Annotated in this window: 17 protein-coding genes; all 17 read left to right on the top strand. The window is 51.2% G+C overall.

What is annotated here, in order from left to right; genetic code table 11:
* Positions 1–27: 27 nt before the first annotated feature.
* The 17 genes from fliF (at position 28) to fliQ (ending at position 14,795) form a co-directional block, all read left to right on the top strand.
* Positions 28–1,650, top strand: a complete 1,623-nt coding sequence (fliF, locus tag ACYQ8U_RS12360; protein ID WP_459945849.1) for a flagellar basal-body MS-ring/collar protein FliF — start codon at positions 28–30, stop codon at positions 1,648–1,650.
* Positions 1,651–1,656: 6 nt separating this feature from the next.
* Complete coding sequence (gene fliG, locus ACYQ8U_RS12355) at positions 1,657–2,661, top strand: flagellar motor switch protein FliG (protein WP_459945848.1); 1,005 nt, start codon at positions 1,657–1,659, stop codon at positions 2,659–2,661.
* A complete protein-coding gene (locus tag ACYQ8U_RS12350) occupies positions 2,648–3,445 on the top strand; it encodes a FliH/SctL family protein (protein ID WP_459945847.1) in 798 nt (265 codons plus the stop codon). Before fliG ends, ACYQ8U_RS12350 begins: the two co-directional genes overlap by 14 nt.
* 75 nt (positions 3,446–3,520) lie before the next feature.
* Positions 3,521–4,876 (top strand): FliI/YscN family ATPase, encoded by a 1,356-nt coding sequence (locus ACYQ8U_RS12345; RefSeq protein ID WP_459945846.1) that lies wholly within the window; start codon positions 3,521–3,523, stop codon positions 4,874–4,876.
* A 43-nt stretch (positions 4,877–4,919) separates the two neighbouring features.
* Positions 4,920–5,360 (top strand): flagellar export protein FliJ, encoded by a 441-nt coding sequence (fliJ, locus tag ACYQ8U_RS12340; RefSeq protein WP_459945845.1) that lies wholly within the window; start codon positions 4,920–4,922, stop codon positions 5,358–5,360.
* Positions 5,361–5,373: 13 nt separating this feature from the next.
* Entirely contained in the window at positions 5,374–5,892 is a 519-nt protein-coding gene (locus ACYQ8U_RS12335) for a MotE family protein (RefSeq protein WP_459945844.1), read from the top strand.
* Between the two features lie 6 nt (positions 5,893–5,898).
* A complete protein-coding gene (locus tag ACYQ8U_RS12330) occupies positions 5,899–7,380 on the top strand; it encodes a flagellar hook-length control protein FliK (RefSeq protein WP_459945843.1) in 1,482 nt (493 codons plus the stop codon).
* Between the two features lie 8 nt (positions 7,381–7,388).
* On the top strand, positions 7,389–8,102 hold the full coding sequence (locus ACYQ8U_RS12325) for a flagellar hook assembly protein FlgD (protein WP_459945842.1): 714 nt from the start codon (positions 7,389–7,391) through the stop codon (positions 8,100–8,102).
* A 134-nt stretch (positions 8,103–8,236) separates the two neighbouring features.
* Positions 8,237–9,520: a flagellar hook protein FlgE gene (locus tag ACYQ8U_RS12320; protein WP_459945841.1), complete on the top strand. Its 1,284-nt coding sequence runs from the start codon at positions 8,237–8,239 to the stop codon at positions 9,518–9,520.
* A 298-nt stretch (positions 9,521–9,818) separates the two neighbouring features.
* Positions 9,819–10,586: a motility protein A gene (locus tag ACYQ8U_RS12315; RefSeq protein ID WP_459945840.1), complete on the top strand. Its 768-nt coding sequence runs from the start codon at positions 9,819–9,821 to the stop codon at positions 10,584–10,586.
* Between the two features lie 10 nt (positions 10,587–10,596).
* The gene (locus ACYQ8U_RS12310) at positions 10,597–11,379 is read left to right on the top strand and encodes a flagellar motor protein MotB (protein WP_459945839.1); all 783 of its coding nucleotides are present in this window, start codon (positions 10,597–10,599) and stop codon (positions 11,377–11,379) included.
* A gap of 17 nt (positions 11,380–11,396) precedes the next feature.
* The gene (locus ACYQ8U_RS12305; protein ID WP_459945838.1) at positions 11,397–11,903 is read left to right on the top strand and encodes a flagellar basal body-associated FliL family protein; all 507 of its coding nucleotides are present in this window, start codon (positions 11,397–11,399) and stop codon (positions 11,901–11,903) included.
* Positions 11,904–11,917: 14 nt separating this feature from the next.
* On the top strand, positions 11,918–12,898 hold the full coding sequence (locus ACYQ8U_RS12300; RefSeq protein WP_459945837.1) for a flagellar motor switch protein FliM: 981 nt from the start codon (positions 11,918–11,920) through the stop codon (positions 12,896–12,898).
* 9 nt (positions 12,899–12,907) lie between these two features.
* On the top strand, positions 12,908–13,285 hold the full coding sequence (fliN, locus tag ACYQ8U_RS12295; protein WP_459945836.1) for a flagellar motor switch protein FliN: 378 nt from the start codon (positions 12,908–12,910) through the stop codon (positions 13,283–13,285).
* Between the two features lie 10 nt (positions 13,286–13,295).
* Positions 13,296–13,709: a FliO/MopB family protein gene (locus ACYQ8U_RS12290; RefSeq protein WP_459945835.1), complete on the top strand. Its 414-nt coding sequence runs from the start codon at positions 13,296–13,298 to the stop codon at positions 13,707–13,709.
* Complete coding sequence (gene fliP / locus ACYQ8U_RS12285; RefSeq protein WP_459945834.1) at positions 13,706–14,479, top strand: flagellar type III secretion system pore protein FliP; 774 nt, start codon at positions 13,706–13,708, stop codon at positions 14,477–14,479. Before ACYQ8U_RS12290 ends, fliP begins: the two co-directional genes overlap by 4 nt.
* 52 nt (positions 14,480–14,531) lie before the next feature.
* Positions 14,532–14,795: a flagellar biosynthesis protein FliQ gene (gene fliQ, locus ACYQ8U_RS12280; protein WP_459945833.1), complete on the top strand. Its 264-nt coding sequence runs from the start codon at positions 14,532–14,534 to the stop codon at positions 14,793–14,795.

Below are 14,795 nucleotides of genomic sequence, written 5' to 3'. Positions count from 1 at the left end.
TAAGAATTTTAAAAGGATCTGGTAAAAATGGATGTAGTGGAGAAGGGAGTAGCAACAACAAAACGATCGAATCCCCCTGAGGTTTTTCGACCAGAACGAAAAAATGTCATTACCCTCGTTCAGGAATGGCCACTGTCGAAAAAAATCGCCACGGTGGCTGTTCTTCTTGTCTCAGTTATCCTCTTTGCTTTTCTGATTATAGCGGCGCGAACCGCCGACCAGCAGCTTCTTTATGCCAATCTCCCGATGAGTGATGCCGCCTCGGTGACCGACTGGCTGAAAAGCCAGAAAATTGACTACACCCTGAAAAACGGCGGCAAAGACATCTGGGTTGCCGCCGACAAAATCTACCAGTCCCGTCTTGATCTGGCGGCCAATGGTCTGCCGACCGGTGGGGATGTCGGCTTTGAGGTCTTTGACAAACAGAGTTTCGCCTTGACCGACTATGTGCAGAAAGTAAATTACACCAGGGCCTTACAAGGGGAACTGGCGAGAACGATTACCTCGCTTTCCCCGGTGGAGTCGACCCGGGTGCATCTCGCCCTGCCGGAAAAACGGCTTTTCAAAAATCAACAAAAGGACGGCACCGCCTCGGTGATTGTTACCCTTGTCCCAGGCAAGGGACTTGATCAATCGCAGGTCCAGGGCATCATCCATCTGGTCGCCGGCTCCGTCACCGACCTCAGCCCTGACAACGTCAAGATAATTGATTCCAATGGTGTTGTTCTTGAGGCAGAGCAAAAATCTTCCAAAGACGATCTTCTTTCCGTCGACAGGCTGGCCTTCCAGCAGGAGGTTGAACACCGCATGGAAATGCGTGCGCAGGATCTGCTCGATAAAACCATGGGCAGAGATAATGCCATGGTCCGGGTTTCCGCCACCTTGGATTTTGCTCAAGTCGAAAAAACTGAAGAACTCTATGATTCGGAGGAGCCGGTTATCAGAAGTGAACAAATTAATGTCGAAAACAGCGGCACGGAAACAACCGGGGGTATCCCCGGGGTCGAATCGAACCTGCAGAAAAATCAATTGGACCAGAAGAGTGCCACCATACCAGCCAACAAAAACTCCCGCATAACCAATTACGAAATCAGCAAGACCATCAGCAAGATTGTCAATCCTATCGGCAGTATAACGGCTCTCTCAGTCTCCGTGCTTGTTGCCGACAAAATACAGCTTGATGCAGAGGGCAACCTCGTGTCGGCGACACCACGCACCCCCGAGGAATTGAAGTCCATTGAAAACATGGTCGCCTCGGCGATCGGTCTGGTGGCCGAACGGGGAGACGTTATCAACGTCCTGTCCATGCCCTTTGTTGATCCGAAACAAACGGCGGCTGCCGAAGAACCGGCCGCGGACAATCTTCTCTACCAGTATATGCCGCTGATAAAATACGGTCTGATCGGCCTGGGCCTCCTTTTTATCTACCTGCTCCTGCTCCGACCTCTTCTCAGAACGGTGAAAAGCGATGTACAGCAGCATAATAAAACGGTCAATCAACTTGAACAGGAACAACGCCGCTTGCTCGAAGCTGAACCGGTCGAGCCGCCGCTGCCGATCGATGAGACCATTACCGCCCTGCGCAGAGAGGTGCATCAAAATCAGGTCCCGACAGCCTTTATATTGAAAAACTGGATTCAGGAAGGTTGATAAGCAATGGGAATTGAAACACTTACCGGAATCAATAGAGTCGCTGTCTTGCTTATTTGCCTTGGCGAGGAGGCAACGGCGAGAATTTTTGAGGAACTGTCCGACGATGAAATACGTCAGGTAACCAGGGCCATGTCGACCATCGACCATATCCCCATCGACATTAAAGAGAAAGTTTTCTCAAGTTTTCGTGAATCCCAGAATCGATTTGCCGGCCTTTTTGTCAAAGGGAATGATTTTGCCCAAAAGGCGATCGCTGCCACCTCAGGCGACAAAAGGTCGAAATTTCTTATGGACCAATTCCTGTCCGGGACCGAGACAAAGTCGCTAGAAACGATCGCGTTAATGGCGCCGCAGATGGTCGCCGGTCTGCTGCAGCAGGAGCACCCCCAGACCATCGCCCTTATTCTGTCGACGCAGCACGTAGAACACGCTGCAGAAATTTTAACGCATTTACCGGAGGAAATCCGCGCCGATGTGACGTATCGTATTTCAAAGATAGAAAAGGTCTCTCCCGTCGTCCTGAGCAGAATCGAGGATGCACTGCATCTCGAGATAGGACTGGTCTCGGGTAAAGCGCACAAAAAGGTCGGCGGGGTTGATGCGGTCGTCGGTATCCTCAACCACATGAAAAACAATCTCGATGCGGATATTCTCGAAGAGATGGAACAGACGGACGCCGAGATGGCGGAAGAGATCCGCAAGAAAATGTTCACCTTCGAGAACCTTGTCGCCCTTGACGGCAGATCGCTGCAGATGATTCTGCGCGAAATCAACAACGACTCGTTGACCCTGGCGCTGAAGATCGCTTCCGAACAGATGCGAGAAAAAATATTTGCCAACATGTCCACCCGCGCGGCCGACATGATTCGTGATGATCTTGAGGCCATGGGCCCGGTTCGACTTTCCGAGGTGGAACTTATGCAGCAGTCGATCGTCAAGATCGCCATGAAACTCGAAGAAGAAGGCAAACTGGTGCTCGGTTCCGGAGGTGGAGATGAGCTTGTCTAAGTATTATGAAAATTCCACTTCTTTTCAACCTGAAGACCTGGTTAAACGCGAGGTGCAGACACCCTCCGGATGGCAGTCACAGCAGCTTCCAGTGGTTGCCGACAGCAAAGATCTCGCAGCACGGCATCCGCCGATAATACCACAAGTGATTCCGGCGGAGAGTACCGGCCCAGCAGATATTTCCAGCACACCGGCGCAGACGACAGTTCAGCAAGATAATCAACCGGAAGTCGCGCCCCAACTACCCCCGAGGCAGGAACTTGATGTAACCAACTACCTCGAACGCGCTGTGGCGGAGGAAAAAATCGACCAGGCATATCAAAGAGGCATCAAGGCTGAAAAGGACAAAATCGATCAGGACTTTCAGGCCGCGACAAGGGCTCTGCTCAGCACCTGTCAGCAGCTTGACACGATACGCGAGACGATTATCAGCAACAGCAGCGAAGAATTACAGCAATTTGCCCTGGCCATAGCCGAGAGAATTCTGCGTATTTCCGTTCGTGAGCAGGACAGCACGATCATCGCCACCATTGAAGAAGCATTACAACGGGCGGTAAAATCCGATGAATTCACCCTCTATATTCACCCGGATGATTACGCGACCGTTGCGGGAAACTCCACGGAAATCGTCGCCGGGCTGACCGGGCTCAGCAAAATTGTCATAAAAAAAGACAAGAGCGTCGAGCGCGGCGGGGCAAAGATTGAATCGGACAACTGCACCATTGATGCAACCATTGCCAGCCAGTTCGAGGTGATCAGGGAAGAGATAAAAAAGAACCTGTAAATTCTTCAATAGCCAGCTGGTTGTGTAAGAAAAGGGGCACCAGAGACTCCACTTAAACGGAATCATCACCGACCAATGTCATTTCATCATAGCCAGCTCAATAGCCTCAATGTCATTAAAGTATGGGGGAAAATCACCCGGATTGTCGGCCTGGTCATTGAAGGCTACTGTCCCCATGCCAGCATCGGTGCGCTCTGTGAGCTGACAACTGTCGCCGGGGATTTAAAAATTTATGCGGAAATTGTCGGTTTCCGAGATGGCAAGGCACTGCTCATGCCTCTGGGAGATTTGCGTGGCCTCGGACCGGGAAGTCTTATCAGGGTCATCCGCAACAGTGCAACCATAAAAGTCGGCAACAGTCTTCTCGGGCGGGTCATAGATGCCATGGAAGTTCCCCAGGACGGCCACCCCCGACCCTACCTCAGCGAGGAAAAGGATCTGTATTCCCTTCCCCCGGGTCCGATGGAACGGCAAAACATCACCGAGACCCTCGACCTTGGCATACGCGCCATCAACGGCCTTATAACCTGCGGTATGGGGCAGAGAATGGGCATTATGGCCGGCTCGGGTATCGGCAAAAGCGTTCTACTCGGCATGATGTCGAAATATGCCAAAGCCGATATTAATGTCATTGCCCTGATCGGCGAACGCGGCCGGGAAGTGCGGGAATTTATCGAACGCGATCTCGGCGTAGAGGGCCTTGCCAGATCGGTGATTGTGGTGGTCACCTCCGACCAGCCGCCGCTGCTGCGCATGCGCGGCGCTTTCGTGGCCACCGCCATTGCCGAATTTTTCTGCAATCAGGGAAAAAATGTCCTGTTCATGATGGACTCCGTCACCCGTTTTGCCATGGCCATGCGGGAAATCGGTCTGGCGATCGGGGAACCGCCGACAACCAAAGGATACACCCCTTCGGTTTTTGCCACGCTGCCGAAACTTCTCGAACGGGCCGGCAGATTTCAAGGCAAGGGATCGATAACCGGCTTGTATACGGTGCTCGTCGATGGTGACGATATGACCGAGCCGGTTGCCGATTCGGTCCGATCAATCCTTGACGGTCACATCGTTCTTTCCAGGGCAATGGCGGCAAGAAATCATTTTCCGGCCATAGATATCCTCAACTCGGCAAGCCGGGTGATGCGCGACGTTACCTTTCCCAGGCACCTGGAGCTGGCCGGTAAAGCTCGAGGGGTGCTCGCCAGTTACCGTGAGGCGGAAGATCTGATAAATATCGGCGCGTATGCAAAAGGTTCCAACCCGAAAATCGATTACGCTGTCAGCAAAATTGACGCACTCAACGATTTCCTGCGGCAAAATTACGATGAGACGACCACCTTAAAGGAATCTATTGAACGTCTGGGGACGGTGCTTGGCGATCGCCGGGATGAAGAACCCCTGAAAAAAAACCGCCGGCAGACCGACAGGCGTTAAGACGCCATGAATTTTCGTCCATTTTGATGCGTTAGCCCATCCAATGAAACCGTTTAGTTTACAAACAGTGCTTGATTATCGTAAACGTCTGGAAGACATTGCCCAGTATCGTCTTATGGAGGCAAAAACAATCCAGGAAACTATTCAGAAAAAATTAAATGAAGAGCTTCATGCCCTTGCCCTGTTCATCGACGAAATTGAGAAATTGCAGGCTGAAGGTATAGACATAACGGAATTGATGCGGTTCGAAGAAAGAATCACCGCCCGGAAAAGTAACATTCAGGCGATCAGGAGAAATCTCACGGAAAAATCCGCACTGGTAAAAAAAGAACAACAAAACCTTATCGACCGGAGCAGGGAAAGGCAGATAATGGACCAGCTGAAGGATACCCAGAACAAGGCCTGGAAAGTGTATCTCAATAAAAAGGAAGCGGCCATGCTCGACGAGATAGCCACCAGCCGGCATGAGCCGGATTCATTCTAATCACACCGCCATCATGATACCCTATCGCAAACATCTCCTGCTCTTTCTCTCTCTGGCGCTTCTGCCACAGACTCTTCCTGCTGCGGACACGGATCCTGCAAAAAAATACACTTCAGTGGAAGAAAGACGAATCGATGCGTCAATTTTCCAGGAACGTGAAAATATCAGAAAAGAGCGGGAAGAGCTCTCTCTGCGCAAAAAGGACCTAAAGACCCTTGAGGAGGGGGTCGATAAGAAACTCATCGAAATAGACGCAAAACTCGAAGAGCTCAGAAAATTGCAAGACAGGATTGCGGCCCTTCTCGCCGGGAAATCGGCAAAAGAAAAGAAAAAGCTGCAGGAACTGGCGAGTATTTACCAAAAAATGGCGCCGGAAAAAGCTGCCCTGGCCATAAGCGGCTTAGATCAGCAACTGGCGGCGGACCTGCTGGCCAACATGAAAGTGAAGGCCGCGGCGAAAGTTCTCGATCAGATATCTCAACAGAAAGCAACGGAACTCAGTACTACTTTTTCAACCCTGCAACTTGAGTGAAACATTATGCCACACATGGTCTCTATCCAGCCGGTCATTCCCCAGACCCCGCCTCCAGGCGCGCAGGGACCACAAGAGCAGAGTCAAAAAGAGCAAAGCCAGTTCTCACCCCATCTCGAAAACGCCATCTCAAGTAAAACATCACCGCAGCAAGGTGCCGACGACAGGCATCTTGAAAAAACGTCACGCTCAAACGACCTGAACGACTCGACAGATAAAAAGAGTCCATCCCAGGAAGCAACAGGTGCTGAAGCCATTGAGAAGGAAAAAAATCCTGCGGCCACCGGCCTTGCATATTTTCTGGAAGGAACCTCACGAACCATACCGGCAACATCCATTTTTTTTCATTCTCAACAGGTTGCATCTAGAGCAAGTCGGCTTCAGAATGCATCGGCGGTGATCGACCACAGAGCGGATAATTCCAGGACGCCGCCCGGCCTCGCGGCAATTCAGGCAGGACTGTCTTCAATGACTACGGAAGAATCAGAGGTTTTGAGTTTCATCAAACCAGGTGTGGCAAATAAACAAGATGCCCTCCTTAAACAGTTGCAGCAGATTATCGACAGCGCCAACGAAACCGGTTCAGTATCCCTAACTAAGGTAGCGGATATTTCCTCGCCCCATGGACTGAGAAACACCATCCATGGTTTGTCCACAGCGCTGTTTGTGGTTACTGCAGAACCAGTTACGGCAAGCCCGACCAGGGAGACCGATGACCTGACACTCAGTAGCTTACTCTTTGCCGACGGCATCGAGAAGACTGCCGGCAAACCGACGCAGAACTGGACGGGAACCAGGCATGATATGCAGCAGCACTATTTTAATGCCAGAAATACCGCGCAAAATCCTGCTGAAAACAAGCAAAGTTTCCAAGATAACCAGCAGGGGGAAGAATTCTCCCGGCACACGCTGAGTTCCAGCCCGCAAAGTGTCACTTTGGCGGCCACGGAGCCGGCAAACACCTTTTCTCAAGTTGCTGCAACAGTGCCGCCGGGGACTGCACCGCCTGCAAGCGAAGCGCCAAAACCGATACTCTTCCCTCCAGGGGCGATAGTTCATGAAGAAGAGGTTATCCGGCAGCTGAGTGAACGGTTTCAGATATCCAGCCGGCACATGGATTCGCGGATAAACATAAAACTCCATCCGGCGGAACTTGGCGAACTGAAAATCGATTTGACCGTTAAGGAAGGATGCATCCGAGCACATGTTGTCGCCCAGAGCCAACACACTCTGGAGATTTTGGAGAAAAATATTCAAAAATTAAAAACCATGCTCGAACAACAGGGTTTTTCCATCGAGCAGATATCGCTCGCGGCTGAGTCCGAATCGGTCGGTGACTTCGATCTTTTCGACCGGCAGCTTTTCGGCAAGAATGACTCCCCCCGAACAACCGCAAAAGGTCACCGAGAGGTCCAGGCCACTTTTCCATTAGAAGACCAAGAAATTGCTGCCACGGCGTCAAACACCGGGGTCAATGTAAAAATTTAGGAGTTCCAATGAGCAGTTATATCGAATCTATCAGCCAGGCTACCGCCGCCGCCACGGGAACGAGCACCGCAAAAAGTACCAAGGATGCGGTCATGGGGAAAGAGGATTTTTTAATGCTGCTTGTGGCCCAGCTGCAAAATCAGGATCCGCTCAGCCCTGACGACCCGACTGAATTTACCGGGCAGCTCGCTCAGTTCAGCTCTTTGGAACAGCTCTTCACCTTAAATGAGAGCATGGACAACCTTGCCGCATCGAATGCCAATTCCGACCTGTTTTCAACCCTGAACACCATCGGCAAGGAGGTCGCTTACTACGGCAGCAGTGTTACTTTTACCGGTGAGCCGGTGGAAATTGGCTACGAGCTGGATGGGCAGGCCTCGCAAGTTACTTTATCCTTGCAGCAGAACGGGGTAACCCTGGCAACATTGAAGGGAGAAGAACTTGGTGCCGGAAGTCATTATTTTACCTGGGATGGTCGGTTATCGGGCGACAAAAGGGCACCCCAGGGAGAGTATAAAATTATCATCGAAGCACAGGCCGCAGCCGGGGAGAGCGTCGGGGTCGCACCTCTCGTCAAATCAGAGGTGACCGGTGTTGATCTGCAGGGAGACTACGGCGGCATTCTTAAAACAAAAGCAGGTGAAATCGCCTTTCACTCTATCCTCGGTGTTTACGAACCCGGCAGCTCATCCGCAGGAGCAGCCGAGGAAGACGCACTGTAGACTACCAACGAAAAGACACATATCATGGTCGACGGCCTAACGGACAGTCAGCGCTGTTGAACAAAAAATCAAGATTTCACAAACAATTACACAAGTCGTGGTATTAAACGGACTTTGAGACAAAGGAGACAGAAATGGGTATTTCGAGTGCATTATACAGCGGAGTCAGCGGTCTGAACACCAACGGCCAGGCGATGACGGTTATTGGGAATAATCTTGCCAACACCAATACACTTGGTTTTAAAAGTTCCCGAACAATCTTTGCCGATCTCCTCTCCAGCTCGATAAATGGTTCGGGCGGTACATCTCAGGTTGGACGCGGTGTCGGCATGTCCAAAGTTGACCAGATTTTCAGCCAGGGCACCTTCGAAGCGACTGAGTCAAATCTCGATGTGGCCATTGAAGGCGACGGATTTTTTATCCTCAAGGAACCCGGCGATGCAACCGCCTATTACTCACGGGCAGGCTCTTTCCGGTTTGACCAGGACGGCTTTCTCATCAACCCGGAAGGTCTGCGCGTGCAAGGCCAGGAATTTGACGCAAATGGCGTATTGGCGGCAGGCGATGCGACGGATATTCGGGTGGAAAGCAGCGGTCTGATACAGGGCACCGTTACCTCGGCCCTGCAGCTGACGACCAATCTCGACTCCACGGACCCGGTGATTGATTTAACTGCGGCAACCGGCACACCTTTTGATTATAACGATCCCAACACCTATACGTACTCCTCGTCCGTGCAGGTTTTTGATACCCTGGGCAATCCACAACTGCTCAGTACGTATTTTACCAAAACCAACCCTAATACCTGGGAAGCGAACTGGAGCGCCGAAACAGACGACGGCACCGGCACGATTATGAGCGGAAGCCTGGGAACGCTTAATTTTACAGCTGACGGAATATTGGCAAATGCCGCCCTCCCGGTGCCGACAACGACAACCGGCACTATCCCGCTGTTGGACTGGGGGAACGGTACAACGCCGACCGACATTATCGTTACCTTCGATACCACCCAATTCAACAGTGAATCAGTCGTCATCTCGCAAAACCAGAATGGTTCCAGGGCCGGAAATCTCACCGGCATTGCCATAGACCCTGAAGGGATTGTCGTAGCCTCCTATTCAAATGGCGAACAGACCAAGGTTTCACAGCTGGTTTTAGGAAAATTCGTCAACGCCGGCGGACTGACCCTTGCCGGAAGCAATCTCTATACCGCCTCAACAACCTCCGGTGCCGCCCGTACCGGACTGCCCGGCCCTGAACTTGGCAATATTTTCACCAACTCTCTTGAACAGTCAAACGTCGATATGGGAGCGGAATTTGTCAGAATGATCACCGTCCAACGAGGCTTCCAAGCCAATTCAAAGATTATTACCACGGTTGACGAGCTGCTGGGCGAGCTTATCAACCTGAAAAGGTAGCCGCCATATTTTTGACACCCCCACCACCAGACCAGGACGGGCGATATGTTCGTCCTGGTTTTCCTTTTGGCTACGGTCCAGGCAACACCCGCCCAGACACTGTTTCAGTTCACCAGCAGCAATAATCTATAAATGTGGAATATTTTTTGCTAGCTTGAGTTTTAAAAATCCAGCGCCTATGCTACAGGGAACGGTGTCAAGGAAAAGGATGTAACCACCCTGATATCTCCTGCTGGAAAATACAGGGCTCCCTCCCTTTGCAATTTTTAACAACCTGAACCTGTCATGGAGGATTTGTTTGGATCTTTCAACCGTAATCGGCATAGGCGCAGCATTTGGCCTGATGCTTATGGCTATTCTGCAAGGCAGCCCTCTGACAATTTTTATCAATGTCCCTTCAATTATGATCGTTTTTGGCGGTACTCTCGGCAACACCCTGGTGCATTATCCCTTCAGTGATGTCCTTGGTGCCATGAGTGTCGCCAAGAAAACTTTCCTGCATAAGGAAATGTCCATAAACAATCTCATTGTCCAACTTATGGAATTTGCCAACAAGGCGAGAAAGGAAGGTATTCTCGCCCTGCAGGGGGCAATGGAGACGGTCGAGGACGATTTTCTCAAGAAAGCCATGCAGATGGCCGTGGACGGCCAGGAACCTGATACCCTGCGCAGCATGCTGAACACGGAAATAGAATATATCCAGATGCGGCACGGGAAAGGGGCCGATATTTTCACCTCTATTGCCGCCTACGCACCGGCAATGGGCATGGTCGGCACCCTGATCGGCCTCGTGCAGATGCTGCAGACCATGGATGACCCCTCCTCTATCGGGCCGGCAATGGCCGTGGCATTGCTGACAACCTTTTACGGCGCGGTCATTGCCAATGTTGTCTGCGCACCAATGGCCGGAAAACTGAAAAACCGCTCGGCCTCGGAGGTGTTGATCAAGACGCTTATAATTGAAGGGATGCAGTCCATCCTCTCCGGTGAGAACCCGAGAATCATGGAACAGAAACTACACGCCTTTATTGCGCCAAAACTTCGCGAGTCTTCTTTTAACAGATAACGGCACGGCTATGGCAGAAGACAAAAAACAGGCTCCGCAAAAAAAAGAACGGAAAGTTGATCGTCCTGCCGGGGCACCGGCCTGGATGGTCACCTACTCTGATCTGGTCACCTTACTTTTAACCTTTTTTGTCTTGCTCCTTTCAATGGCCAATATGGACCCGACCCGATTCACTGCGGCGTCGAGTTCCCTGAAAGATGCCTTCGGCATGCACAGGGATCCTGCCCGTGTTGATTTTGCCATTCCCGTTCTCCCTTCTCAGCCGATAAGTCAATTTTCCCCGATTCAGATTCAGACATCCGAAAAAGTGTACGAAAAAGTAAAATCACAAATCGATTCCCTGCGGCTGAACAACGACATAGGGGTAATAAATAAAGATGATGACTCGATTATTCTTCGCATCAACGACTCGGTACTTTTTGGCTCCGGTCAATCGAGACTCGCCACAAAATCCCTGCCGATTTTAAGAAATATCGCCGACATAATCCGCCCCCTGCCGATGAATGTGCGGATTGAAGGACATACCGACGATACTCCTTTACAAAAGTCGCAATTTGGTAACTGGGACCTCTCGGTGGACCGCGCTGTTTCCGTTCTGCGATTTTTCACCCACAGTGGCCTGCTTCCCCTCGACCGAATGGCGGCGGTCGGCTACGGCAAGGCCCGCCCAATCGTCGTCAACAGAGACGAGGCAAGCAGAGCAAAAAACAGACGGGTAGATTTCGTGCTGAAACTGCAAAGCAATAGATCACAGACAAACAACTCGACACCAAACGGTACAATGCCCCTTTAGCACCAAGGTAAAAAAATATGGCTGAAAAAAAAGATGCACCAGGTGGAAGTGATGGCAACAATAAGAAACTTTTCTTCATCATAGGTGCAGCGGTTCTTGTCCTGCTTCTGCTCGGTGGAGGTTTTGCAGCATGGTACCTGCTGCAGGAGAAACCTGCCGCCGAGAACGCAAAAAATCCCGCCCAACAGGTTCCGGTGCCAGCGCTCAATCAGCAGGCACAGATCGGCCCGATGGTCAATATTGACGAGTTTGTCGTCAACATCATCAGCGGGGATGTGGCGCATTATGTCAAGGCCTCCTTTACCGTCGAACTGACAAACATAGAGGTTCAAGCCGAAGTCGAGCAGAGGATGCCGCAGATGCGCGATGCAATTCTCCTGTTGATAAGCAGCAAGACCTATGAAGAATTACAGGACCTGCAGGGAAAAAAACAACTGAAGGCCGAGCTCACCGGCAAAATGAATTCCTTTCTGCAGACCGGCAAGGTAACTTCAATTTATTTTACGAACTTCGTGGTTCAGTAGCATACGCCAATATCATGGATCCTATACTAAAAAAATCAGAAATTTCCGATCTTCTGAGAGCGATCAGGGAAGGAAAAGTCCCCCTCGACCTCGATGGGAATGAACAAAATGTTTTTCTGGCATGCAGTCCCATTAATCTGTTTCAACTCGCCCGTCCGGACAGGGAACAATTCAGGATTCCAAATTTTGATATTATTCTCGATGTCTTCATCCGTTCCTATGCGACATCCCTGACCAACCAGCTGCAACGTAACCTTTCCATCACCCGGACAGCCCTTGACACCTTTGAATTTCAAAAGTTTATGGCCGACAAAAACCAGTCGGGCGGCATTGGTATTCTTGATATGACACCCTTAAAACATGGCGCGTTGATCATCATCGACCCAAAACTCTCCTTTGCGATGATTGAAATCATGCTCGGAGCCGCAAGTGATCTGGCATCGCCGCACCTCGACCGCAGGCTCACCACAATCGAGCTTACGATCTTAAAGACAGTCCTTACCGACGCCTGCCGTGATCTCAACAAAGCCTTTTCCCAGCTGCTCGAGCTGGAGAGCTCACTGATTAAACTGGAAAATAATGCCCGTCTCGTGTCAATCGTTGAGCCGGGGGCAGAAGTCATTGTCGGGACACTGCTGGTAAAAGTCGGTGAATATTCCGGAGAAATCCATCTGGTGTTCCCCTACGCAACCCTTGAGCCGCTCCGGGATCTTCTGCGAGAGCTGCTGAACATCTCGACAACCACCAGGGGAACCTGGCAGGATGTCCTGGAAGACGAAGTACAGGCAATTCCTACCGGCATTACCGCCCAGTCAGGTGTCATAACCCTGTCGATACAGCAGATACTGGACATGCAGATCGGCGACATTGTTGATCTGGACTATGACCCCAGCTCTCCACTGAAGGTTCTGGTAGAGGATAAGGCGAAGTTTTCCGCCATCCCCGGGACACATAACGGCAAAAAAGCCATCAGCCTCACCGGTATTATTAATTAAGGAAGAAACATGGATACGACCACCGTAAAAAACAGCCGCCCCGACTCGGACGAAATCAAGGAACTTCTACAGGAAACCATTAAACCAGCGTCGACATCTGCCAAGCCTTCTGCAGAAACCAAAAGCGGCAGAGGGCTCAATTTCCTCTATGATATTCCCCTGCAGATTTCCGTTGAGGTCGGCAGAAGCAAAATACTCCTGCGTGATCTGCTGAAAATGGGCGAAGGCTACGTCATAGAACTGGATAAGCTTGCCGGCGAGCCACTTGACCTCTATGTCAATTCGAAGTTGATCGCCAAAGGTGAGGCGGTGATGGTCGGCGACAAATTCGGCATTCGCCTGACCGATGTGGTGAGCACCGCCGACCGGATCGAGAACCTCGGATAAGAGCGAGACTATGCCGCCGTTTCTAAAATCTTCCTTCTTTTTTATCCTGCCTGTTCTGCTCTGCCACTATGCTGCGCCGCTTGACACTTTTGCGGCTGCGGCACCTGCTCCGACGACAAGTGATACGGCAAATTACTTTCGGGTTATCTGGGGTTTGCTGGTCGTACTCGGTATCATCCTGATACTGTATGGTCTGCTGAAAAAACGTTTTTCACTCCTGACAACAGGGGAAAATCAGGAAATCAAGATTATCGAAATCAAACCCCTGATGGGCAAAAAGATGCTCTGTCTCATTAACGTCAAGGGACAGGAGCATCTGCTCGGCATCAGCGGCGACCATATTACCCATATCGCCGCCCTCACGCCGCAGCCGGCAGCGTCCTTTGCCGAGGTGCTGCAATCGACCGGACGCACTTCATCATGATGCCCAGGGTACACTCCGCTTTGCCGAAGGTGTTGCTTCTTTCCTTACTGCTCGGCCTCTATTTTATCCCGGCCCAGGAAGCAGGGGCCATCGGCCTGCCAACCATCACCTTCGGTGTGGAAGATGCCAATACACCGGGCCAGGTCTCGAATGCCCTGCAGGTGCTCTTTGTCCTGACCATTCTCTCCGTTGCCCCGGCGATCCTGCTCATGACCACCTGCTTCACCAGGATAGTCATCGTCCTCGGCTTTGTCCGGCAGGCGATGGGCACCCAGAATATGCCGCCGACCCAGGTTATTCTCGGCCTCTCGCTGTTTCTCTCGTTCTTTGTCATGTCGCCGACCATCAACAGAATCAACGAAGAGGCCCTGCAACCGTATCTGAATGAGCAGCTCGACCAACCGGCAGCCCTGGAAAAGGCTGTTGCCCCGATGCGGGATTTCATGTTCAGCCAGGTGCGCGAAGCGGAACTGGCCTTACTCACGGAAATCACCATGGACGCGGAACCTCTCGACCCGGAAGACGTGCCGACAATGACCCTTATTCCGGCTTTTATGCTTTCCGAATTGAAGAGAGCTTTTCAGATGGGATTCATGATCTATATCCCTTTTCTGGTCATCGATATGATCGTTGCATCCGTGCTTATGTCGATGGGCATGATGATGCTGCCGCCGGTGATTATATCCATGCCCTTCAAACTGCTGCTTTTCGTTCTCGTTGACGGGTGGAGTCTTGTTGTCGGCTCGCTGATCAAGAGTTTTGGTCCATAAGAAAACAAGAAAATGACATGCCGATACTCTATCAAACAGAGGTAAGTGGAAAATGACTCCGGAAATGGCCGTTGATATCTGTCGCAGGGCGATTCAAACCATTCTGATGTGCTCTGCACCGATGCTGATTATTGCCCTGGTCGTCGGCCTGTTCGTTTCTGTTTTTCAGGCCGCGACGCAAATCAATGAGCAAACGCTGACCTTTGTGCCGAAGATCGTCGCGGTATTTCTCACCTTGCTGGTTTTCGGTTCCTGGATCATTAAGATTGTCCTTGTTTTCACCGTCGGCCTTTTTGATATCATCGCCACGCTTTGA

This window comes from Desulfocastanea catecholica (assembly GCF_054657295.1).
The sequence above is the reverse complement of the archived record's forward strand: the minus strand, read 5'-3'. Positions and strand labels throughout refer to the sequence as shown.